The 23,336-nt window shown below is 37.9% G+C and carries 16 protein-coding genes; 1 reads left to right on the top strand and 15 read right to left on the bottom strand.

What is annotated here, in order from left to right:
- The first annotated feature begins 283 nt into the window (after positions 1-283).
- Positions 284-1,015, top strand: coding sequence for a Fic family protein (locus F944_RS06710; RefSeq protein WP_004988510.1), 732 nt, complete (start codon positions 284-286; stop codon positions 1,013-1,015).
- Between the two features lie 47 nt (positions 1,016-1,062).
- On the opposite strand, the gene F944_RS06715 is transcribed toward F944_RS06710, so the two are convergent.
- The 15 genes from F944_RS06715 to F944_RS06785 form a co-directional block, all read right to left on the bottom strand.
- On the bottom strand, positions 1,063-2,466 hold the full coding sequence (locus tag F944_RS06715) for an McrC family protein (protein ID WP_004988516.1): 1,404 nt from the start codon (positions 2,464-2,466) through the stop codon (positions 1,063-1,065).
- Position 2,467: 1 nt separating this feature from the next.
- Complete coding sequence (locus tag F944_RS06720; protein WP_026039960.1) at positions 2,468-4,570, bottom strand: AAA family ATPase; 2,103 nt, start codon at positions 4,568-4,570, stop codon at positions 2,468-2,470.
- A gap of 287 nt (positions 4,571-4,857) precedes the next feature.
- A complete protein-coding gene (locus F944_RS06725; protein ID WP_004988522.1) occupies positions 4,858-9,498 on the bottom strand; it encodes an AAA domain-containing protein in 4,641 nt (1,546 codons plus the stop codon).
- Between the two features lie 542 nt (positions 9,499-10,040).
- The gene (locus tag F944_RS06730; protein ID WP_004988524.1) at positions 10,041-12,917 is read right to left on the bottom strand and encodes a type I restriction endonuclease subunit R; all 2,877 of its coding nucleotides are present in this window, start codon (positions 12,915-12,917) and stop codon (positions 10,041-10,043) included.
- Between the two features lie 28 nt (positions 12,918-12,945).
- On the bottom strand, positions 12,946-13,857 hold the full coding sequence (locus tag F944_RS06735; RefSeq protein WP_004988526.1) for a DUF5655 domain-containing protein: 912 nt from the start codon (positions 13,855-13,857) through the stop codon (positions 12,946-12,948).
- A gap of 17 nt (positions 13,858-13,874) precedes the next feature.
- Positions 13,875-14,726 (bottom strand): HNH endonuclease, encoded by an 852-nt coding sequence (locus F944_RS06740; RefSeq protein ID WP_004988527.1) that lies wholly within the window; start codon positions 14,724-14,726, stop codon positions 13,875-13,877.
- A gap of 10 nt (positions 14,727-14,736) precedes the next feature.
- Entirely contained in the window at positions 14,737-15,954 is a 1,218-nt protein-coding gene (locus F944_RS06745) for a restriction endonuclease subunit S (RefSeq protein WP_004988528.1), read from the bottom strand.
- Positions 15,954-17,522, bottom strand: coding sequence for a type I restriction-modification system subunit M (locus tag F944_RS06750; protein WP_004988530.1), 1,569 nt, complete (start codon positions 17,520-17,522; stop codon positions 15,954-15,956). Before F944_RS06750 ends, F944_RS06745 begins: the two co-directional genes overlap by 1 nt.
- A gap of 203 nt (positions 17,523-17,725) precedes the next feature.
- Complete coding sequence (locus tag F944_RS06755) at positions 17,726-18,787, bottom strand: HNH endonuclease (protein ID WP_004988531.1); 1,062 nt, start codon at positions 18,785-18,787, stop codon at positions 17,726-17,728.
- Between the two features lie 2 nt (positions 18,788-18,789).
- Positions 18,790-19,377, bottom strand: coding sequence for a class I SAM-dependent methyltransferase (locus F944_RS06760; RefSeq protein ID WP_004988533.1), 588 nt, complete (start codon positions 19,375-19,377; stop codon positions 18,790-18,792).
- A 72-nt stretch (positions 19,378-19,449) separates the two neighbouring features.
- A complete protein-coding gene (locus F944_RS06765) occupies positions 19,450-19,680 on the bottom strand; it encodes a helix-turn-helix transcriptional regulator (RefSeq protein WP_004988535.1) in 231 nt (76 codons plus the stop codon).
- A gap of 96 nt (positions 19,681-19,776) precedes the next feature.
- Positions 19,777-20,673 carry a recombination directionality factor gene (locus F944_RS06770; RefSeq protein ID WP_004988539.1) on the bottom strand — a complete coding sequence of 299 codons (897 nt, stop codon included), beginning with the start codon at positions 20,671-20,673 and terminating at the stop codon, positions 19,777-19,779.
- Positions 20,674-20,811: 138 nt separating this feature from the next.
- A complete protein-coding gene (locus F944_RS06775; RefSeq protein ID WP_004988540.1) occupies positions 20,812-21,885 on the bottom strand; it encodes a YqaJ viral recombinase family nuclease in 1,074 nt (357 codons plus the stop codon).
- Positions 21,886-21,966: 81 nt separating this feature from the next.
- Positions 21,967-22,215, bottom strand: a complete 249-nt coding sequence (locus F944_RS06780) for a hypothetical protein (RefSeq protein ID WP_004988541.1) — start codon at positions 22,213-22,215, stop codon at positions 21,967-21,969.
- 75 nt (positions 22,216-22,290) lie between these two features.
- Positions 22,291-23,328, bottom strand: coding sequence for a DUF932 domain-containing protein (locus F944_RS06785; protein WP_004988542.1), 1,038 nt, complete (start codon positions 23,326-23,328; stop codon positions 22,291-22,293).
- Positions 23,329-23,336 lie beyond the last annotated feature (8 nt).

The raw sequence follows: 23,336 nt of genomic DNA on the forward strand, positions 1-23,336 counted from the left end.
TAGTAAAGTAGCTGTGATGGCGTCAATTGAACTCAGATCCTAACCTATTCATTCTAAAGCTATTTTATTAAATAAAAAAAATCTTTGACCCAATTTTGACCCAAATTAGATTTAGTGCATTGAATCACTTTAATATCTTGTTCAAATCCAATTTCAGGATTTGAAGTGGCGTACCGATTCTACCATTATTATAATTCAATAAAAATGCCGTGTTATAACATATCATTTCTTTGATATTCCTTTTTGATGTATTATTCTTTTAGACACATTTAGGGACAAGGTAATGTTTGAAATTATTGATGATTTAAAAAATAAATTAGATCAACATCGCCCTCTCTCTCCGTCAATTGTCAAAAACTTACATGAAGATCTTATTGTCCGTTGGACCTATCATTCGAATGCAATTGAAGGTAATACACTTACCCTACTAGAAACAAAAGTAGTACTGGAAGGTATTACTGTTGGTGGAAAGGCATTAAGAGAACACTTCGAAGCGATCAACCATAGAAATGCAATTTACTATGTTGAAGATATTATTCGGAAAGAGGAGTCTTTTTCTGAATGGCAAATTCGTAATATCCATCAGCTTATCTTAAAGAATATCGATGATGAGAATGCGGGACGCTATCGCCAGCAAAATGTATTGATCTCAGGTGCTACATCTACCCCGCCTGATTACACCTTATTAAATGACAAGATGGCTCAATTAGTAGACTGGTATAATAGTGAAGCACATAAACTACATCCAATTGAACGTGCAGCCAAAGTACATGCTGATTTTGTTGGCATTCATCCATTCATTGATGGTAATGGTCTCACATCACGTCTTTTGATGAATCTAGAATTACTTAAAGCAGGGTATCCACCGTGTGTAATCACTGTAGAAAATCGATTAGCTTATTATGAAGCTCTTGATCAATGGAGGGCTTATGGTAAAACTGAGGCTTTTATCAAGTTGGTTTCTGAAGCTGTACTCGAGGCATTTAAACCATATCAGGTTGTATTAGGTATTTAGATAAACTTGTACGGTATCTTGATCGCTCGTGCGATTTATTATTTTTGTCAAATAGTTACGTCTTGTTTACCTATAAAATCTGTCATTCGTCTTATAAATATATTTTCATTTTCAATTAAATCATCCATTGTCTGTGTTTCATAAACATAAATTCCGTCCACTATAAATAGCACATCATTATTGTTGTTACCGTATAAAGTGTCAGAGTAAGACTTATCAATGTCTAATTGTTTTGATAACGGATAGATCAAACCACTTGCAATTAAGTTATTTTGGTAATACCCAGAATAAGAATGTATTTGGTGTAAATCTGACCTATCAATGTCATTATTTTGCATTCCCATTTTCTTAAATTTTGCATCAAGAACAATAACTTTTCCGGTTGTCCTGTGTTTCATTATTAAGTCTGGAAATATTGCTCTGCGATAAAATTGCTTTTTGTAAATTGGAATTTCAACTTGTCCACTCACAGACCATTCAGGAAAATTTCTACTCAAAAGTTTTTCAAGATAGATTTCGTATAATTCTGCAATGTCAAACAAATAACCCGTTGTCGCTAAATTGTTCTTTTCATCATCAGGCATTAGGTCTTTGTTCAATAAAATTATTTCTGCATACTCTAAAACTGTTTTGAAACTACGATACATTGGATTATTTGTAGTTGGGTGTATTTTTGCTCTTTGTATCGTTTCGTAACTCGCAAAACGACCAGAATATTGTTGTTTTAACAATTGACTTAAACCAAGCAAACGACTATGAATTTCTTTTCCGAAAACACTTTCTAATTTCCTCAATGCCAAATATAAAACATCAATGATTTCTTGAATATATATTCTCTCTCTGAAAGTTGTGGTTAGTTTTCCTTGAAATGGAATATCTCTTTTTAAATAATCATTAAAATTTATACTTCCTCTTACTTTTTGACTTCGCTCTTGCTGTTGTTGGTATTGTTGTGGCAAGCCTAAAACAACCGCTTTTTCTAATGACTGAATAAATAAATGAGCAATAATAAACAAGAACTGATTTTCGTTTTCATCTTTCTTTGCTTGTATTTGATCGTTATCAACGTAAATGTCATTTACGAAGTTGAGCATACGTTTTAGAAAAGTGTCACCATATTTTGTTGTAATATTAATTTTACAACCCTTGTGAAAAAGCACCCCAGCATACAAACCAGTTTGAATAAAGTATTCTTTTTCTGTCTTTTCTTTTGAGTATAATTTTAGAATTAGACGCTCTTCATCTTGCTCAAAAATGCGTTTGTTTTTGAAAAAAAATACTTTAACCTGTTTTAGTTGTTCTGCACCAAGTTTTAATTCATAAACAGACGAAAAAATTTTTTGTAAGTTTTTTACGCTTGATTGTTTTACCCCAAAAGTTTCACCTAAAGCCGATTCTAAAATTGGGGATTCTTCGTAAAAATTATGATTGACTGGAATACTAATTTTCATTTTATTTAATTGTTTCTTTGAACTTATTCAACGCTTCATCTAACCTATTTTCCAATTCGCTTTCCGCAAATACTGCTCTTAGATATTCTTTCAATGTTGGTCGCAAATACAAGTTAAATAAAACTTCAACATTGTTATTTGTAATATCTTTGCGTTTAGCAATGTCGCTAATCTTCATAAAAAATGAATGACCAAATTCATATGATTTTCCCAAACCTAAGTCTTTGGAAATATAGTCGTTCAATTTTTCGCAGGCTTTGACATACTGACCAATATTATTGAACTGATCTTTTACTTTGAAACGTGTTTCCTCTTCAATTACTTCGTAATCACAATCTTTTCTTATCCATTTAAAACGTCTACGGAGTGCTAAATCGAAAGCATCAATACTTTTATCTACATCATTCATCATTCCAATAAAAAACACATTCTTAGGAACTCCAAACTTCACTTCGTTGTTGTCAATTTCATAAGCTAAATCTTTAAACTTATTGTCCTCTTTGATTAAATCTTCAATTAGCGCAGAGTATTGTGTACGAATCAGGTTTTTATTTTCAGTGTCGTGTCGGTAATCTTTTTCCAATAGCGATAAGGTTTCACCAAACACCATTGAAAGATTTGCTCGGTTAATTTCGTCAACGACGAAATAAAAATCCTTTTCAGGGTGTTTTTTCGCTTTGATACAAAAGTTTTTAAAAATACCATTTACCAACTCAAAGCGAATATTTCCATCTTTTGAAACGCCTTTTGGTTTAATACCTTCGATAAAATCTTCATAAGTAAATGATGGATGGAATTGTAAAACCTCATATCGTGAAGTATCACCTTGGCAAACAAAATCTAAACTACTTTTTACTGAAAATGTTTTACCCGTGCCTGGTGGCCCATAAAGAATGACGTTAGGATTATTTGTATCCGCAATCGCTCTAGAATTTACAAAACGCCATAAGAAACGTGAAAGCAAAACAAGTTCATTTTTGTCTTGTTCATTTACGTCTAAAAGTTGCTTTGCTACAACACAAACCTGATGATTTTTCCTAAAGGCTTCTTCAGCATCACTATCAATAAACTCGTTATATAGTTCTTCTAACCATTGTGTAGAGTAGATGTAGAGAAAGTCCGATAAATTATCCAATACAGCCAATTTCATTAAAACTTGCTTGGCACTGTAATTTGAGTTTTCAATCAAACGTATTTTTTCTAACGGGTCAGTTTTTGAAACAATGCTTTTCAGCAACCCCTTTATGTTATCGTTAAAATAAATTTCTGCGTCTTGTCTAGTAGCATTTGGTTTGCTTGCACTTTTGATATAATAAGTAGAATTATCATCATTCAATTTCACTTCAAAATTGAATGCTGTGCCAGGCTTTGAAGAGCCTAAGACAATTCTCGTGGTTCGTTCTAAAAAGTTACACAAATATCCGCCAGGCATTGTTGCAGTAGAACTTCCCAAAATGTTTGTGTAATCATCCAAACTCAATGTGTCATTTAAAATTTTATCCTTATATGATTTCCATTCAGAAATTAGTCTCTCAACTTCATCATTGTTAAATTTCTTTTCGTCCTCTTTCGTTTCACTTTTAAATTTATTCCAAAGTGCTTTGATTTGAATTTGTCGCTCTTCTGACAGTTTTATATTTTCCATTAGTCTTTTGTGATTCCTTAACTTATACCACTCTACAATAAAATTATTTGTAGCATTAGATCCGTTACAATAGGTTAAAGTGCCAGGTGCTTGTATGTGGCTTTTACCATAAGCTGTTAAAATCTGGTTAAGAAGATTTTTCTCATCTTCTTCATAAAAGCCAAGAATTTCAATTTTTCTTCTAAGTTTGAACCAATCAAATTCATCGTCTGTATCGTGTTCTATATAAGCATCGCCCTTTACTTTTACTAATGCTACTGGCGTACTTCCATCACGAACCATTACAACATCGTCAATTTTCATATCGTCTTTGAAGAGCTTAGGATCAACTACTGGATTTCCTTTTTTGTCTTCCCAATATTCCCCCATACCGATAACTTGTTTTTTCATAAGTATGGCTTTTAGCGTATCAACGTCTAATCTTGAGTCTGGGTGTAGTTGTATGTGCCAATAATTCAAGTTCATTTAATATCAATATGTGTTGTCATGTTTTAGAAAAGGAAAAAGCCGATTTTAACAATAGCCCTATCATCTTTATTTTTTCAGCGTGTGATGGTGGCATCTTAACTCAACTTCCGTTTCCTTTAAAAACTTATAATTAAGAGAAAATTACGTTAGATTTTTACCAAATTTTACCCAGTATAAAAGTTATAAATAGCAGGTTTTACCTAACTAAAGATTACTACTGTAATCTTTAGTTAGGTAAGTGTCCACTAGCGAATCCATTTAAATACAAGCTAGTACAATTAAAGAATTAACAAATCTTTCTCGATGTCACTTTCCGCACTCATTTCAGATTCGGCATCTACCCACACTTTGTGTTCTACATCTTGAATTAAGCTACTCATTCCATGTGTAGGTTTTATACCCATTGCATCAAGTTTTACCTTTAATGACATAATCATATTTTCACGTTCAATGGACCAACTCGATGCAAAGCATCTGCAGAATGTCCATCCTGCTCGTTCTAAAGCACGTTGACGAGTCATGTCATCATGCCATTGTGCCGGCCCATGATAGCTATCACCATCACATTCAACAGCCAAACGCTGATCACCATCTGACTCAACGACTAAATCGATTCGATAGCTTCCAACTTTAACCTGTGGAGTAACTGTGTAACCCATTTCATGAAGTGTTGTAAATACAGATTTTTCAAACTCCGATTCACACAAGTCTAATTTTGCTTCAAATGATGCTTTTTGATCTTCTTGCAAATCATAAAAATGATTGAGTAAATTCAGCCTTAGATCTTTTGGAGATATATGATCACGATTCACGGAGTGGACAAGATACATCCTTTCGCGAGCACGGCTTGCAGCCACGTTAAATCTCTGTTCATGATCAGATCGACTCAAAGCATGACAATTCTCAGGATCTGCTACCATAGATAAGAAAATAATATCTCTTTCTGCACCCTGAAATGCTGAAGCATCTCCACAAGCAAATTGAACCTGAGTAAGAGTTTCTGCGCCAAACTCATTCAAAGCTTCTGATTGAATGAACTCAGCCTGTGCTGGACCTAGCAACGAGATCACGCCAATTGATCTATTCGTATATCGTTCATCTTTAAAAAGTAGCTTCATTTCCTCAATAATTGCTTTCGCTTCTATTCGATTAATATGTTTGCTGTTTTTAGATTCTCTATATCCCTGCGATGTATAAATTGCGACTAAAGCTGGGCTTAACTGCTCAGACTTCTTCGATAGTCGCATTGGCTTAATACGATTACCATAAAAGTTTTTATTGCTGTAACTAATGATCGCAGGATGACAGCGGAAATGCTCTAGAAGCATCACACTTGACTCATAGATAGAAGAGGCCATGTCGTATAAAGACATATCTGGTGTTAAATATGCAGCATGTGGCTGACCATGTAAATAACGATTCCTCAATACATCAATTTGAGCACTTGCTAAGCCAACATTACTCGGAGAAACCTGCTTATTATCCCCCACAACTAATAACTTTTTAGCACGCATTAGAACAGGTAATACGTCAATTGATGATTGTGATGCCTCATCCACAATCACTAAATCAAAGAGACCTAATTCAGCAGGCATAGATTCAGATACCTGAAGATGTGACATGACCCAGCAAGGAATAGCTGCTGTTGCCTCTTTAAGGGCTACTTGAGCATCTTTTCTATAACGTGGAGCGTTCTTGCCTGTTCCTTTTCCATAGTGTTGTACAGCAATTTTATAACGCTGTAATGCAACTAAAATTTTATCTGAGGCATTTTCCTTTAATGCCAACCACGTCTTGTTTGCTGCCAGTTGAGCATAATTTTGAGACAGATTCTTCTCATGAATACGACGACGCTCATACAAATTTTCAATTCGACTTGTATTACTAATGGTCATTACAAAAGTCTCAAGACGTTTCCATTCCCAAGCCTCGAGCAATGTATTACGTAATATAGGATCCTCAATTTCTTGGGCGTACGGAATCTCAAGAATATCTTTACTAAGAATTAAAGCATTTGTTTGGCTCAATTTAATACTGGCTGATTTAACTCTTTCAAAATCTTCAGTTAAATCTTTCAAATGTGCCAATTGCTTTAATAGATCAGCATATTCTATAAATTCATTTGCATATAGCGAATCTGAATCAACCTGAGACACAATTTTTTTCAACTGATTTGATATTTTATTATCAAACTCTGATAAATAAAGTATTTGATCAGCCAGCTGGTGTTGATAGACTTCTAAATTAAATATTTTTAACTTCTGCTCTAACAATTGAATCAAGTCATCAATATTTTTAGGTAATCCGTAGAAATCAAAAGATTTAGCTCTACTAAAAACTTTTAGATAATTGGCACTAAATACATCCAAATACTTATTTTTCAAATCTAGGCATTTTTGAGTTCTAATGATGAGCTGCGTGAACTCTTTTAATATTTCATCGATACCGCGATTATTTAACTCAATTAAAGGAATATCTAATTGTGCTGCAATACTATTCCATTTACTCATAAAAACATTAAGAGTCTGTCTTCTATCAATATATTCTTTAACTCTTTTCCATTCATCTGATGTATCAGGATATTTTCCAGAAACTTTGATCGACTTAAAAAGGTCTTGTAATTCAGCAGTACCAAAATGATACCAATTAAATGGCTTACCTGTATCAACAGCACGTTGAACAGCTTGATATTCTTTTGAGTTTGGTTGTATCTCAAAATTCAGCTCTATGGGATCAATTAGTAGCGTTTTCCTGTATTCCAATAAAGGCTGAACTTCTTGAATAAGGTTACTATAGATATCAAGTTCCATAGCCTTATCTTCTGCATTTATCTTCTTGAAATAGCTCAATAACCATGGTTCTGCATGATCAAGAACAAAGTTTAGATCTTCTAGATAAATCTTTAACCAATCTTTTAGCTCATTAATTTCTGATTCAGAAATAGTTTCCTTGAAATTATGTAGGTCATTTTGCTTTAAGAATTCCTCAATCTCATCTTTTTCTTTTAAAAACTCACTTAATTTCTTCAGACTTGCCGAATCTAACAACTTTTCAGGAGCTGGCAGAGGACCATAATTTATGTATGGTAAATCTGTACCGATTTTCTTTCTTGAGTCTCTCAATTGAATCAACTCAATCTGGGAAAAAGGAAACTGGTCTTTTTCCTCCAAAGTTAATTGGTCGGTAAACCATTCGTAAGATACCCTACTTTCTAATACCGTATTCACGATATCCATAGGTAATTTTTTATTACCTTCTACCTCAATATTCTGATAATGCTTTTCTGCAAAGTTATATATTTCTCGATCAATCAAAGCCATTTCATGATGGTTATGATCTATTTGATGTTTTAGAACTTCAATCGTTTTTCGAACTTCTGCAACATTCATTTGGGTAATTTTTTGCACAATCAAATCGATTGAAGATTCAAGCTGATTTTTACTTTCTTTGCTTGAACCAATGCGACTGACTACCAAAGGCTTTAATTCATCAGGAATCTTTTCATGTACTGTTTTAAGGACATGTGACTGCTGTGCAGTTACCAGTACTTTTTTACCATTCGCCAAATAGTGACAGATAATATTTGCAATACTATGTGTTTTGCCTGTACCTGGTGGACCTTGCACCACTACACCACTGCTGGTTAGCAGATTCTGAACAATAGTAATTTGTTCTTTGTTATAAGGCAGCGGGAAATAAAGCTCTTCAACTTTTGATCCGAATCCCTCAGTACCAGAACGCCCTCTAAAACTATAAGTCTCTTTTTGATTAATATCGCTTTTTAATTCTGTCACTAATGATAAAGGTTGTTCAGGTATAGCCACTGAAGGGTCATTAAGTTTAGTTTTTAATAACTCAATGTCATCGCTTAAAATAGAATTTCTTTTAGGACGACTAAACAATACTGATGTTAATGTCACCGCTAGATTTTTAGATGGTATAGCCCTATTTTCAGCCTCAACAATTGCTCCTTTTGAAAAAATATTCGCGACGAAGGCATTAACTAGATCAGAGTAAGTTTCCCCTTCAAATAGGCGTAATGAGCGACCATTATTTAAGTTTTCTTTTAAGGTTACTTTTACTTGTCCTGAAGTAGGCAGATCATCCTCTAATAAGATGGCATCCATTTCTATATTGGCACGTGTATCTTTGGCACCTACACGTATTAATCCATTTTTTTCTATCTCCATTTCTAACGGGATAGTAATAAGAGGATATGAGTAAGATTTTTGAGTCGTTGGAAGTACCCAGTCAACTAAGCCAAAGCCTGCAACAATTTCTTCACCATCACCTGTTCCACCTAAATTAATCGCTGTATTCCATGAGAATAACTTATCGTAAACAACAATAGATTTTTTAATCTGATCGTTATTTTGTTTCCAATCTTCCCAAATATTTTGATAGCTTTCGAATTCTTTGAACAACTCCTGAAGTATGTCAATTTTAGTAATCAAATCACATGCCACGCTACTGTAGGGCAAGCGGAATTGATGAGCTTTTTTAAAAAATACAATCTTATTTAAACTTGAAAAATTAACAGTGGGTTCTTTTTCGGCATCTACATGAATGTAGGAAGAGAGTATTTCAGATGGTTTCGGCATCGATTGAAGCTGTAATCGTTCAATTTGAAACCACCAATCGTCATCATTCAGAATTTTTAAGCCACGAAGTTTTTCTAGATCATGAGAATAAAATCTATTACCACTCATTTCATATTGAATTTTTTGAGTATCCTCAGCTTGATGAGATACATAATCCAACAATTGAATCAGTTTATTTTTAGCAATGTTGTTTAATTCAAGTTCACAGTTCATCATCGGTCTTTCTGAATTTTTATCTAACGGTATTATAGCCAAAGACCAACGATAGGCTTCATCTTTTGAAAAAATATCTTGATTTTTATATGAGAAAGCATTCACTTCTTTTTTTCAATACCAAGAATTTTAGCAATTTTTACTGCTGGTTAGTTTAGGTTGGTTACTCAGAATATTCTTATTGAATCCTTCACGTAATAAATTTTTACAAATTGTTTAAAAAACATAAATTTTATCTTTGTTACCCTCTTAAAGGTATATTTTCTAGGTATATATAAGCTCAATTGATGAATTCATTCTTGTACAGCTATTTTACTGAGATGGTGGCAGCATAATTCAGAACTTAACCCATTAAAATTTTTTATAAATTTAATGAAGTGATTACCCTTATTTACCCCTTGTTGATCTATTTCATTTGTTCCATTTTAAGTTTCAAATGATCAAAGAGATATCCGTGAATTGTCTTTCTAACCCCTAAATCATTGCGATGCTACAGCAATGGTGGAATGAAGGTGGTGGCCATTTTGATCAACAATATCGTTCATGGAACTATTGGCAACAGTTCTCTACTACCGTCTTAGAAAGGTTAAAATAAATGCACACCCAAGGATATAAAGCACCACCAAGTGCTTTACTTCTTTAGTAATTTAAAACCCTACATAAAACTTCTCAATCAACTGGCGTGTCTTGACCATCAAGTGAGTGAAGACATTCTCCCGCTCAAACAGCTTAACCTTATAGTTTGGTAAGTCCTTCAACTCTTCTTTACGTGGTAGGCGTTTGGTGAACTCATAATGCTCCAGAACCTGCTTCATGGCTTCTGGTTTCAGGTTTTCTTCTTTACAAAGATGCTGATAGGCCTGTTCTTTTTCAGCATCCCAGAATTCAGAAAAAGCTGTTTGGACGCTTTGGCCGTTGATCATCTTCGGCATGTTTTCTTCAATGAATTTTTGAATGAGGTCTTGCTTATCGTGCAAGCTAATATCGCTACTAATTAAATCGTAAATTTGCGCCTGGTACTTCTTACGCTTGTCCTCTGAGTCTGTATCAACAACAAGCTGTAGCAGGTTGATGATATAACCAACATTAATGCGATCACTATGCAGTAAATCCAGTTGAAAATCGACATCATCCAGTACCGATACTTTGTCTCTCTTGGTGGTCTTTCTAACGGCACGGCATAGGTCAGCATACTTAGAGGCGAAGTTTGCAAAGTGCTGCTTATCAAGTTGTGTTTGGTCTTGATCGTATTCAATAAAAGTTTGTAATTGCGCGTTATAGCGCATCACTTCACGGAAAGCTTTAATAAATTCGAGTTGCTGTTCTTCAGTGACAAGATCATCGACTGATTGGTAATTGGGCGTTAAGGCAAACAATTTGCTCACCGCTGCTTGGTAATCCTGTTCGATTTCCGCATAGCTGGGAACAAGTACAATCTTGGTCGTTTCTTTATTGGAAAATAGTGCCAGTGCTTCATCTGTTGCACGTTTTAGGTTGCGGAAACAGATGATATTGCCAAATGGTTTTTTATCGTTATAGACACGGTTGGTGCGTGAGAATGCTTGAATCAAGCCATGATATTTTAGTTTTTTATCGACATACAAGGTATTTAACGGCTTAGAGTCAAAGCCCGTGAGGAACATATTGACCACGATTAGAATATCAATCTGTCTGTTTTTTACGCGCTGTGCAATGTCGCGGTAGTACGCATAAAATTGATCACCAGAATTGTAGTTGGTTTTAAACTGTCGATTGTAATTCGCTATGTAGCGATCTAGCTTATCCCGACTGGATGAATTGACCTGACTTGGAATATCTGCGGCTTCTTCATGAATTAAGCCATTTAAGTCATCAGTCGGTACAGCCTCATTTGCCGCATAAGAAAAGATGGTGGCAATGGTCAACGGTTTAAATATCCGACCTTGTGCTTCATCTTCAATTTGCTTTTCAGCCTGCACCTTTTCAAAAAGGTCGTAATATTGGGTCAATGTTTCGACCGAACTGACACAGAACATTGCGGTAAATTCTCGATTACGAGTTTTGGTATCGTGGATATTGACAATGTAGCGGGCAATCATTTCTAGGCGTTGCGGGTTGTCATACAGTTCTTTGGTATCGATGCCTTCTACATCTTCCTCATAACTTTCATTCGTCGCCATGCCTTTGGCGGTGTATTTGCCACGATAATCAATCTGGAACTGCAAGACGTTACGGTCACGGATGGCATCGACAATCACGTATTTATGCAAACACTCATTAAACAGGTAGTCTGTGGTGAGTTTTAAACCTGCTTTGCTTTGGCTGTTCTTTTCAAAAATAGGCGTACCGGTAAAACCAAACATTTGTGCATTGCTGAAGAATTTTTTGATGTTCTGATGGGTCTCGCCAAATTGACTGCGATGACATTCATCAAAAATAAACACCACTTTTTTATTTTTAAGATAATCAATCGATTCTAAATAACGGTCGGTGCTGATGGCCCGATTGAGTTTTTGAATGGTGGTCACAATCAGTTTGTCATGACGTTGATCGAGCTGTTTCACCAAGGTCGATGTGTTATCGGTGCTGTCCACGCTGTCGGCTTTAAAAGCATTAAACTCACGTGAGGTTTGTGTGTCGAGGTCGTTACGATCCACCACAAACAAGACCTTTTCTACATCGGGCATTTGCATGATGATCTGACTGGCTTTAAATGAAGTCAAGGTTTTGCCTGAACCTGTAGTATGCCAGATATAGCCGTTCTGATTGGAGTTTTGCACATGCTCCACAATTTTCTGTACTGCATAAATCTGATAGGGACGCAGCACCATCAGGCTTTTCGTGGTTTCTAGCAGCACCATGTATTGGGTCAGCATTTGGGTCAGATGCTGCTGATTGAGAAAAGCTTCGGCAAAGTCGACAATTTCATTGATGTGTTTGTTATTGACATCCGCCCATGGAAAGGCAAACTCGATGCCTGTGGTGCCGTTAGAATAATAACGGGTATTGGCACCATTACTAATGACAAAGAGCTGAATAAAACCAAATAGACCTTGTCCAGCCCAATACGCTTCACGGATATAACGTTGGGTTTGGTTAAAGGCTTCGGCAATTTCCATGCCGCGTTTTTTCAGCTCGATCTGTACCAAAGGCAGGCCATTGACTAATAGGGTTACATCAAAACGGCTGGTGCGGCCATTATAATCACGGTGGTCAATGGTGATCTGGTTGGTGACCTGATAGATGTTCTTGCTTGGATCATCTGACAGAAAAAAGATGTGCTTGCTGGTTCCATCGTCAAATTTGACTGGGAACAGATCACGCAGATTTTTGGCGCGCTCAAACACTGTGCCCGTGTTTAAAAAACTGATGACCTGTTTCCATTCCGTTTCTGACAGGGGCGCTAGTCCATTCGCACGTTCAATCTGGGTTTTCAGGTTAGACAGTAGATGGCTTTCGTCCTTGAGCGTCACTGATGAATAACCTAATTGTTGCAGTTGGCCGATCAGTTCATTTTCAAGTTGATATTCGCTTTGTACTGTCATTTCCTTTCCCTCTAAAATCTTAAATTATTCACTTCAATGTTTGTTTAATTAAACTCAAGATATATTCTAAATTTTCTGTATCTGACACGATCACCTCACAATCACCATTTCCCCAATGCCCAATATTGGTCACATCTTTCGCGAGCTGTTTCGGGTCATCCAGTTGATTAAAAGGCATATTCAGCCATATACGAATTTGCTTTGTCCCAATACTCATATAGACATAGTTACGCTTACCCTTACGGAAGGCGATGTACATTTTCTTGGGATGAACCTCTAAATCGGTGGTTAAGCCCAGAATTGAGTCCCTGAATTGCTCATATAGCTCTTTGATGTCATCGGACTTATCCGCCAAGTGATAGGCTTCATCATATTGCTGGATTTCTTTAGCAATTTTTTGAATATCTTCAGAGTCAACCTTTTGCACTTGCTTAATTGAAGGGGCTGATTTGGCTTTCTGCAATGGATTGACTGAAACAATTCCACCTTGATAGCGTTTGATTTCCCACAGCTCAATGCCCAAATCTTTAAAATTAGTAGACTGCTTTTGAAAGTCGGTAAAGCTCGGTGAAACAAAGATGATTCGACTTTGTGACCAGTCGACATCCTGACGTTTAAGCTGTTTACTCTGGTTCTCGTTGTACTCAACGATGAAATCTGCCTTGTAGTCGAGCATCAGATTCAGATAAGAAACGCCTTGGTCAATCACGCTATAATTGCGTTCACGCTTGTATTCGATAATTACAAACGCCTGACTTTCGGGATCGAAAGCCAGTGTATCAATACGGTTATTTTTAATGGTGAATTCAGACTTGATGAATTCCAGACCTGTAAAACTGTAAAGATTGCTTTCAAACAGGCTTTGAATTTCTCTTTCCAAACGAAAAGGATCTTCTGTAAGTTCTACTAATGACTGTGCTTGGGTTTGATAAAGCTGCATTAAAAATCTCGAATTATTTATTCTTCAAATGTTTGTCTAAGCGGATTACTCAAAGAAACGCTATATAAGAGTTTTAATCTCTTAATTGTCATTGGAATACCATTTTCGGTTTTATGGAGCATGGCATGACAGTTCGGGCATACAGGTCGAAGATCCTCTTTAGGATCTACTTCATACTCTTCGCCAATCGTATGCAAAGGCTTAAGATGATGTATGTGGATGAAATCTTTAGCAAATGAGCCATACATATGTTCAAAGCTTAAGCCACAAACGCAACAACGTGTTCCATAAATTTCTATACATTTAGCCCTTGCTTCAGGGTTACGCTCATATTTATTCACTAAAACCGTTTGCTTAGCTCCTTCAGGAAAGGTTTCATTTTCTAAACCTGCTTCATCGGGATAGTCGGTATTCACACTATCAGTTTTAAACTCATTAAAAATGTGAGTTAAAAAAATGCGGATTGGATCATTTGAAGCTTTATCTCGATCTGTGCGACGGCCTTGAATAGGAGCATCAGGAATTAAGTTTTCCTGTCTGAAATATTCAAAAGACAAAGTGGATTTATCCACTTTGTTTAACTTTTCAAAAATAGAGTATCCACCTAGATAACTTTCAATTTTCTTTTTATCCGACCAAAATACTTTCTGTGCTGCTGGGTATTCTGAGTTTTCCGCATGCCCCAGAACTTTGAATTGATACATCACCTTTGAGATGGGTTGGGTCACATATACATGAACAATATCATTGATTTGTAACCCTCTACCTTCACTAGTGGCTGAATTCTTCCAATAAATCTGCGGCAAAGCATCATAAGCTGCTTCTAAATCAAACTCAGCATAATTCACGGTTACTAGCCAATTTGCCATAACTATCCCCCTACACAAACATCTGCTGCAACAAGCCTTTTTTCCAAGTTTTGGCCTGTTCTATTTGCTGTGCCACGACTTCAAGTTTTTGGTCGATGGCAGATAAGAAATTAGCGATTTTGGTTTGTTCTTCTAGGCAAGGAAGGCTTATAGGGATAATTGCTAAATCACTAGAGTTATAAGAAGGTAGTGCTCCAACTTGAACAAATTTGGATAACTTTATATTATCCAAAAATTGTTTTAGAAACATAATATTCATTTTTTGATTTGATAAATAAGCCATCATATTGTTATCTATTAAGAAATTTTTAGCTAAGCGTTTTCTTTCTAAAAAAATGGCAGCACCAACTTTCGCAAAAATGATTGCTTCATTATCTATTACCTTAGCTTTCATTTTAGTAATCGCTTCTGAATTGACATAGTTATTGGCAACCTTCATTATTTTTTCATTTCCAAGAATATTCATATCCGAAACCTTGAAGAAAGGGATACCATCTTTTCCACCCTGAAACTGCTCTGGGAAGCCTTGACCAGATTTGAATGTACCAATTTCTCCTAGAGTCGTTTCCTCCCACTCCCCAAACTCACTACCATCATCCGCTTTAAAACGAATTTCCTGACTAAACAACTTTTGCATCATGCCTTGTTTATATTGGCTCAGCAGCTCATGTTTTTGCGTGAGTTGGCTGATCTTTTCATCTACAGCAGAAAGAAAAGCGGCGATTTTGGTTTGTTCTTCTTTTACTGGATATTTAAGTGGAAAAGCTAGTACATCACTTTTCGTAATATTTGGATCTTTACGGCTACTAGCTGCAAAGTTTTTCCAATCATCAACCTTATGGTTTAGAAAGGTTAGAAGAAAATACGAATCAATTTTTTCGTTAGGATAAATCGCTGATAATGCTTGATTACAGGCAGCCTCATGTACTAAAAGCCCAGTCCGACCGATTTGATTAAAACCACCATACATGGCTACAAAAACAGTCCCCTTAGGTAATATTTTTACAGATGTTTCTTTCAAAGCTATTTGAGAAATTTTCTCTTCTGTTTTTTCGATTAAACCGTTATTTAAATCAGTTGTTTTAACCCAAGCGATATCAGCATTTTCAAAAAAACGGTTATCACTGCGCAATGGTGTAGAGCCAGAAGTAACTTGAAAAATTTCTCCAATTTTAGATTGAAACCAATCCCCATCAAACTCTTTAAATCTTAACTTAGGCGTTGCCATTACTTCACCTCCGCAAACGGAGAAGCAATACCTAGCTCTTTGCAAAAATCTGCAATGATGGCATCGGTCTTTTGGCTGTCGTGCTCCAAAGCTTGAAGCTGTTTGGCAATTGCATCTAAATCAATCTCAGCTTCCGCCTCAAAGGTATCCACATAACGCGGAATATTCAGGTTGTAATCGTTATCTTTCACTTCTTGCAAAGTCGCCACATGCGCATATTTTTCAATATTTTCACGCTTTCCAAATGCCGCAACAATTTTATCCAAATGCTCAGGCAATAACTTATTTTGATTCTTCTGCTTTTCAAACTCATTGCTGGCATCAATAAACAGAATATTGCCGCTCTGCTCACGGTTTTTCTTCAACACCAAAATACAGGTCGGAATAGACGTGCCATAGAAAATATTGGCGGGTAAACCAATAATGGCATCCACTACGTTCATCTGTTCAATCAGATACTGACGAATCACGCCCTCACTTGAACCACGGAATAACACGCCATGCGGTAACACCACCGCCATGGTGCCATTGTCATCCAGTTGATACAGCATGTGCTGTACAAACGCCATATCGGCTTTAGAACTTGGCGCCAGTTTGCCATACGCGGCAAAGCGTTCATCTTGTAAAAATAACGGATCGGCAGACCATTTTGCAGAAAATGGCGGATTCGCCACCACCGCATCAAACTTTTTATCTAAATGCTGCGGACGGGTTAAAGTGTTTTCCTGCTTGATGTCGAACTTGGCAAAATGCACATCATGCAGAATCATGTTCATGCGTGCCAAGTTGTAGGTGGTACGGTTCATTTCCTGACCGTAAATCATATCGACATCTTTCACTTCACGTTTTACCCGAAGCAATAACGAACCTGAACCGCAAGTCGGGTCATAGACTGAACGTAAACGGTCTTTGCCTTGGGTGACAATTTTCGCCAGTAAAGTCGATACTGTTTGAGGGGTATAGAATTCCCCCGCTTTTTTGCCCGCGCCTGAGGCAAACTCACCAATCAGGTATTCGTAAGCATCCCCCAGTACATCAGCTTCGGTATTGGAAATATCAAAATCAATATCATCTAAATGACTGAGGACTTTCGCCACCAGTGCATTACGGTCACTGGCATTATTGCCGAGCTTGGTCGAGTTTAGATCTAAATCTTCAAACAGGTTGGCAAAGTCATCGGCAGAGTCGGTGCCTAACGTGCTTTGTTCAATTGATTTTAAGGTCGCAGTTAAATCATCCAAAATGAATTCGCCCTGACGACCACGCTCGGCTAAGGTATGGAATAGCTGTTTGGGTGTAAGCACATAACCCACTTCGGCAATGGCATTCTTTTTAATTTCATCGATGTAGGGCACATGCTCAGCATTATTTTCATCTAATTCTAAAAAGCTGAGGTCTTCACCATCGAGCAATTCATTGGCAAAGTTCACCGATTTTTCTGATAAATATTTAAAGAAAATAAAACCCAGTATGTAATCACGGAATTCATCGGCGCCCATGGTGCCACGCAAAGTATTGGCAATATTCCAAAGTTGTTTTTGTAATTGTTGCAGTTGTACGTGGGTCATTGTTATGGAAGTCCAATTAAGTGAATCATTAATCAAATGATTTTACCTAAAATTCTAAAACATGCAGCAGTAAAAAGGTGGAAAAGGACATGAATTGTCGTGCTCAAGCGATGTAATCTGTCAATTCAAGCGCTAGACAGATACATGATCTAACTTTTATAGCAGCCCACTCTAGTAATTTGTCCTACAGAAAAACAAAGACATCAAAATACTCCAGATATGGGAGAAACCAATATCTGTTTATCTTTTCCGCCTAGCCAGACTAAATACTCATTCTCTATTGCCAGCTTATACGCCCAGTCGGCAACCCGATGCGAACGTTGAATATCTGTTAAGAAACCGAATTGAGAAATTTCCCGAACAATAGATTGATCATGTAGATAATTCCGCTCCTGCCACTTTTGCAAAAACTGTTCCGACGCCAAATAATTACTTTTCTGAGAATTACATTTGTCATCTGCCAGAACAAAGTTATGTCCAGTATCGGCAGGATATAGAGACCAGGGGATAAAATGATCTACAGCATATTTTGAGTTTTTTAGGCTTTTTCCACAGTAAAAACACTGGCATTGCTGTAAATCAATTAAGAAGTCCGCGACCTGCCCCAGTTGATTGCGACTCGGGGCAAACATGAATTCATCCAAATCAGGCAAACCATCCAGTATCACCAGATTCTGCTTATTCAGTCGGACAAAATCAATCCAGCGCTTCTGGCACAACTCTTCAATAATTTCACTAAACTGTCTCAAGCAATACATCACTTTGGGTAAAAGCTTGAGGGACTGTTTGCAATCTTCCAAATGGTAAAGAAACTCCACCGCTTGACCATTCAGGTTCTGTAAATACACCACCGGCATTTGCTTGACGGTTACTGCAACCACTTTCTTAAGCTGATTCCAGTGCAACTGGTCTTTTCTCAACGCAGCCAAGGTTTTAAATTGTTGTTGTGCCTTTTGAATTTCACTGATGATCTTTGCCTGCTTACCAGTGCTTTGATGAATAGTAAAAGGCTCATAGTGATTAAACTGAAATGGCAATGACTGTTTCCAGTACAGACCAATAAATTTTTCCGCAATATCCTGATAATTTAAATGTAATGTAGCACCAGTATCCTCACCCTGCTCAATCGCCAGACGTGTAATACTCATCAACAAGGCAAACTTATAGGTCGACGTAAACGTCCCGGACTGTAATATCTGCTGAATATGCTTTAAGAATTTCAGCTGTTCTTGAGGTGTTGGTATTTCAGCTGTATTGAACAACATATCTAAGCCTGCTCTTTTTTAATCAGGATATTGAGCCACTTTTCTGTACGGTCTGGACGTTTATCTATAGTAATCCATTGCTGTAACAGTAAAGCCTGATCAATCTGCTTGATTAATTCATGTGCTTGCTGCTCATTCAAGTCAGTAAAGCTACGTCCCTCTTTCTCACGGTCTGTATTGCCATATTTAAAAGACATGTAACACACACCATTTGGCTTTAGTGCTTTAATTATGCGCCCCATCACTTCAGGCAAACGATCTCTGTCACAGTGCAACAGAGAAGCACAGGCCCAAATACCATCGTACTTTTCACTCTCATTTAATTCATAGAAACTTTGTTGACGTACTTCAATGCCGGTCAGCCCCTTGGCCTTTTTAACTAACTCGGCAGAATAATCTATTGCATCAACTTGATAGCCTTTATTTTTAAAAGCCAGAGTATCTCGTCCTGAACCACAGCCAACGTCAAGAATCCGAGCACCTTCGGACAACTCAGCTAAAAATGGCTGATATAGGCTTTCCATATCAACTTCAAACGTTGAAGCTGTAAATTCTTCTGCATATTTATTGTAGTAGTCTATTGTTTTCATTACGGACACTTAGGCTAAAAAACATTTTCAGTCTACAAGAAAACAAAAAAATAAGGGAGCTAAGAGCATCCCTTATTTTCGACTCGCCAACTTACTTTCAATCCATTGATGGATCTCATAAGCTGACCAGCCAATACGATTTTGAGTAATTTTAACTTTCCTTGGGAATGTGGGATCGTAATAAGGTGAATTCTCATCCATCATTTCATAGATAGTTGATCGACACACACCAATTAACTCTACAACTTGTTTTAAGTTAATCAATTGATTCATCTGAAAAGTCTGTCCTGTGATCGCATTCATGATATTAACTCCTGATCATTGATGCGAGCGGGTATTCGCTCAGATAATAGGACAGTCCAATAAAATTTTACTGCGTCTCAGACTGTCCGATATGATCTAATTCACTGCCTGCACACTCTGCTTTAAACCTTGCTGAATCTCCTGCACATAGCCCAATTGCGCTGAATGCTCTGTATCTGCAGCACTGTCATTGTTTGGATAAAATTCCTCTAGCAATTCAATCCCCTCCTCTGCATGCACCTCAAACTTGGCATTGGCAAAACCCTGCCGCGCAATCTGATCTAATGCCGCCTGATCAAACCCTGCCTGCTTACCTTGTTGGTCAATCTCCTTGGCTGTCTGTATCGCGGATTGCAAATCCACACCTTCCCGTAACGTTAAATCCACGTAATACACAGGCTGACGATAGCTTTGGGTGGTGCTTTTCCCACGCAAGGTGAGCTGCAATGGTAAACACGACAACAAACCACCTGATGCCGCATGGTAGTAATTCAAACGTGCTGCCAAAGTGCGAATGCTGTTAAAACCAGTGGTTCTGAAAATAAAAGTCCCAAACTCATCGGCTTCGCCTAAATTGACATGCAGGCGTCCATAAGGCTTGCAATGTCCACCTTGTCCAAGTGGGCATAAGTCGGGTGATGGACAAGGATGTTGCTCTACACCTTGTGATGTCATACGTTGGCAGGTTTGACCATTCCCCACACAAATCGGGCGTCCTGTCTGACGGTCAAATAAACTGTATTCCGCTCGTAGATTGAGTTCAGGATCATTAAAGATCATACGCACAGGGATGCTGCGCAGTTTTTGATTCGGTGCTTGGCTACGCAATTGCTCATCCAAGGGGTGTTTAATCCAACCGTCCTTACCCTGTATTTGACTTGTAATGGTGAACTGATCGTCTTTCTCAGGGATGCGTTTCCCGTTCTTTTCGACAACTTTGCCGATACTGATCCGCCCAAGAATTGGCGGTGTAATGGCTAGACCTTTAATCATGTTGAAATTCCTCTGTCGTTGATATGTTTAGATGTGTTGCACTGTTTGCTTAAATTAAAATCGGCATAAAAAATCCCGTGCAGGGCTGCACGGGATTTCAGGTTTCATTTTGCTGAGTGTTTGGCTCTAGGCTTTAAGCTAATCTTGATAAATGTTGAAACGACGACTGCCTGCTTTCTGCAATGGGTACTGTTGAATGAGTTCAGGTTGGTGCTGAAGTAAGGACTTGATGTCTAGGCTGATACTGTCCTTGCTTTTCTTCCATGTCACCGAACCTTGCTGAAATACGGCACGTTCATGTTCCTGCATCAGTGCCTGAACACGGTGTTTGAGTAGGTCAAACTGGCTTTGGTGTTGTTCAATCTGTTGTTTCTCCTGTATCAGTTGATCAAACAGTTCATTGGCAAGCTTCACCTCCGTTAGATCAACACAGCTGAGTGGGGTATGTTCAGGATAGAGCTGCTGTAAAGCTTTGGCTGCCGATTCACTGGCATCCACTGCTGGTGGAACGTCATTTTCAACACATTCCCAAAATAATCGTTCTGCCTGAATGATCTGTTCAATCAAAGCTTCATTACGACTGACTTTGTAGATTTTGGTTTCCTGTCCACACAGCAACACACAAATATGTGCCGCTTGCTTGCCTGTAACGGCCAGTTGGTGTTGTACCTGACACAACACGTATAACGGCACACCCTCCCGCCAAAGTTTGGCACCATATTCCCCTGCAGTTTTACATTCCAGTATTTGCACGTCTTCATTGCCCACCACGGCATAATCCAAGTTCGCCAACATAAAAGCTTTATCAGGATCAGGATGCTGCAGCACCGCATTGACCCGACGAACTTTGTTGTTGGTATGCAGACTGTAGTATTCAGCCACTAGCGGTTCTAACTGCTTGCCCCAATATAAAGGTGCATGTCCTGAGCTTTCATCATCAATATTCTGCTGTACCCGTCCTGTTTTGATCATCCACAGTTCCAGCATCGACATATAAGGATTCAAGCCACAGGCGGCTGCGGCATCACTGCTGCCTATTCCCTGTTTACGCACTTCCAGCCATGCCTGATAGTCCAGTTGTTTGGTGCTGATCAGACGTTTGGCATTTAAACTACGTTTTGAACCTGATTGACTTTGTTTAAGCTTGTCATTGGCTACAGTTGGTAAATACTGAGATTGAGACGTTACTGCTGGATTTATAATCTGATTCATGGATTTATCCTTCTATCATTGATTTTAAAACGGCAAAAAAAAACCACATCTTCGGATGTGGTTTTGGTTCAATGGTTTAGTTTACTTAGTAAGCCTTTTAACAGCTTCAAGAACTTCAGCCTCTAAATGTCGATCTAAAGTTTCTTTTGGCATATCTAATTCAATCAGATATTGACCATCTGAGTTTTGCTGGTTTTTCAAAATATATCGCTCAAAGCCAAAATTGACTTTCATCACTTCGAGCAAATAGCTATAAACACGAGGATCTGAAATATATACCTGTGAAATCTCGTCACCGACCGAAGCAGTTGTGAAATATTGATTTTGCATTGAAACACCATTCTTAGATTTTAATCATTCTATAAATGGTGGCTATATTTGATTTTTCAAATACTTAAAGACTTCTTAGCCTGCCATTGACAGTGCAAACTCTAATCCACGTTGTTTCAATGCCGCGCCTGCACCAAACCACGCAGAGTCAAGGCGGTGATCAGTACTCATCGCACGACGTTCATGGTCGACAAACTCGGTGATCGCACAAAGTAGTCCATAGGCGGTGTCTTTGGCTGAAGATAAATCTGCCCCACGTCCCTGCCCATTAAACATATTCATGACTTTGGTCATGGCACGTCCATTCGGTTCAGTTTTATTGGGTTGTGGATTGGCTTGAGACGCGACATTACGGTAGTACTGAATAATGTTATCCTCCTGTTCCATCGCACTTAGGCTATTGTTGTTAAATACCGCATCAAAATAAGCCGCTGCTTCTTTCTGGGTGACTTTACGTTGGGTGAGTTGTTTCATTTCATACATGTGGTCGTACCATGTTTTCACTGAAATACCGAGTTGATCTTTGACTTTGTCGGCATCAAACTTAGTACTGTGCGGTACTTTGACCACGCCTGCATTGGAACTCTGCCCTCGTAAGGCAATCGCTAAGGTGTTATTGCACACCACACGGATATTAGTGAATTGTGCGGTGGTGGCTAAAGTACCATCACATGCGGTTGCTAGCAGAATATAGCCATTGCTGACATCTCCACCTTTCAATTCTGCGGTTTGCCCTGTACGTGCCAAGGCCCAGAACTTCTTCCCTCCTTTTAAGACACCTGCAGTTTCCAACTCAAAGCCTGATTGCTCCGTCAGGTCTCGGTAAAATTCCAGAATCTCCATCGGTTGGACTTCTTGATAACGCTGACTGACCACGGATAAAGGGGCATGGGTATCTGAACGATACAGTACCCGTTGTTCTTCATACGGCATGATGATGCTTTGTCCACGTGAGTTTTGAGCCATGTAGCTGACATTGGATGATTCAATGCGCCAATCCATGCCTGCCTGCTTGGCCCAGACTTCAATCGGTTGGTTTTGCGTGAGTTGATTACCTAAACCATGCCAAGGGGTTTCACCGACATAAGCCATTTGTTCAATTTGATGTGCCATTTTGATTA

The organism is Acinetobacter ursingii DSM 16037 = CIP 107286 (assembly GCF_000368825.1).
Taxonomy (GTDB): domain Bacteria; phylum Pseudomonadota; class Gammaproteobacteria; order Pseudomonadales; family Moraxellaceae; genus Acinetobacter; species Acinetobacter ursingii.

Bases quoted from the DNA above. Each gene is read 5' to 3' on its own strand.
- F944_RS06770 (WP_004988539.1), bottom strand. From the start codon at position 20,673: ATGATTAAAGGTCTAGCCATTACACCGCCAATTCTTGGGCGGATCAGT.
- F944_RS06740 (WP_004988527.1), bottom strand. From the start codon at position 14,726: ATGGCAAATTGGCTAGTAACCGTGAATTATGCTGAGTTTGATTTAGAA.
- F944_RS06730 (WP_004988524.1), bottom strand. From the start codon at position 12,917: ATGACAGTACAAAGCGAATATCAACTTGAAAATGAACTGATCGGCCAA.
- F944_RS06765 (WP_004988535.1), bottom strand. From the start codon at position 19,680: ATGAATGCGATCACAGGACAGACTTTTCAGATGAATCAATTGATTAAC.
- F944_RS06715 (WP_004988516.1), bottom strand. From the start codon at position 2,466: ATGAAAATTAGTATTCCAGTCAATCATAATTTTTACGAAGAATCCCCA.
- F944_RS06710 (WP_004988510.1), top strand. From the start codon at position 284: ATGTTTGAAATTATTGATGATTTAAAAAATAAATTAGATCAACATCGC.
- F944_RS06780 (WP_004988541.1), bottom strand. From the start codon at position 22,215: ATGCAAAATCAATATTTCACAACTGCTTCGGTCGGTGACGAGATTTCA.
- F944_RS06755 (WP_004988531.1), bottom strand. From the start codon at position 18,787: ATGTTGTTCAATACAGCTGAAATACCAACACCTCAAGAACAGCTGAAA.
- F944_RS06785 (WP_004988542.1), bottom strand. From the start codon at position 23,328: ATGGCACATCAAATTGAACAAATGGCTTATGTCGGTGAAACCCCTTGG.
- F944_RS06745 (WP_004988528.1), bottom strand. From the start codon at position 15,954: ATGGCAACGCCTAAGTTAAGATTTAAAGAGTTTGATGGGGATTGGTTT.
- F944_RS06760 (WP_004988533.1), bottom strand. From the start codon at position 19,377: ATGAAAACAATAGACTACTACAATAAATATGCAGAAGAATTTACAGCT.
- F944_RS06735 (WP_004988526.1), bottom strand. From the start codon at position 13,857: ATGCAGCTTTATCAAACCCAAGCACAGTCATTAGTAGAACTTACAGAA.
- F944_RS06775 (WP_004988540.1), bottom strand. From the start codon at position 21,885: ATGAATCAGATTATAAATCCAGCAGTAACGTCTCAATCTCAGTATTTA.
- F944_RS06750 (WP_004988530.1), bottom strand. From the start codon at position 17,522: ATGACCCACGTACAACTGCAACAATTACAAAAACAACTTTGGAATATT.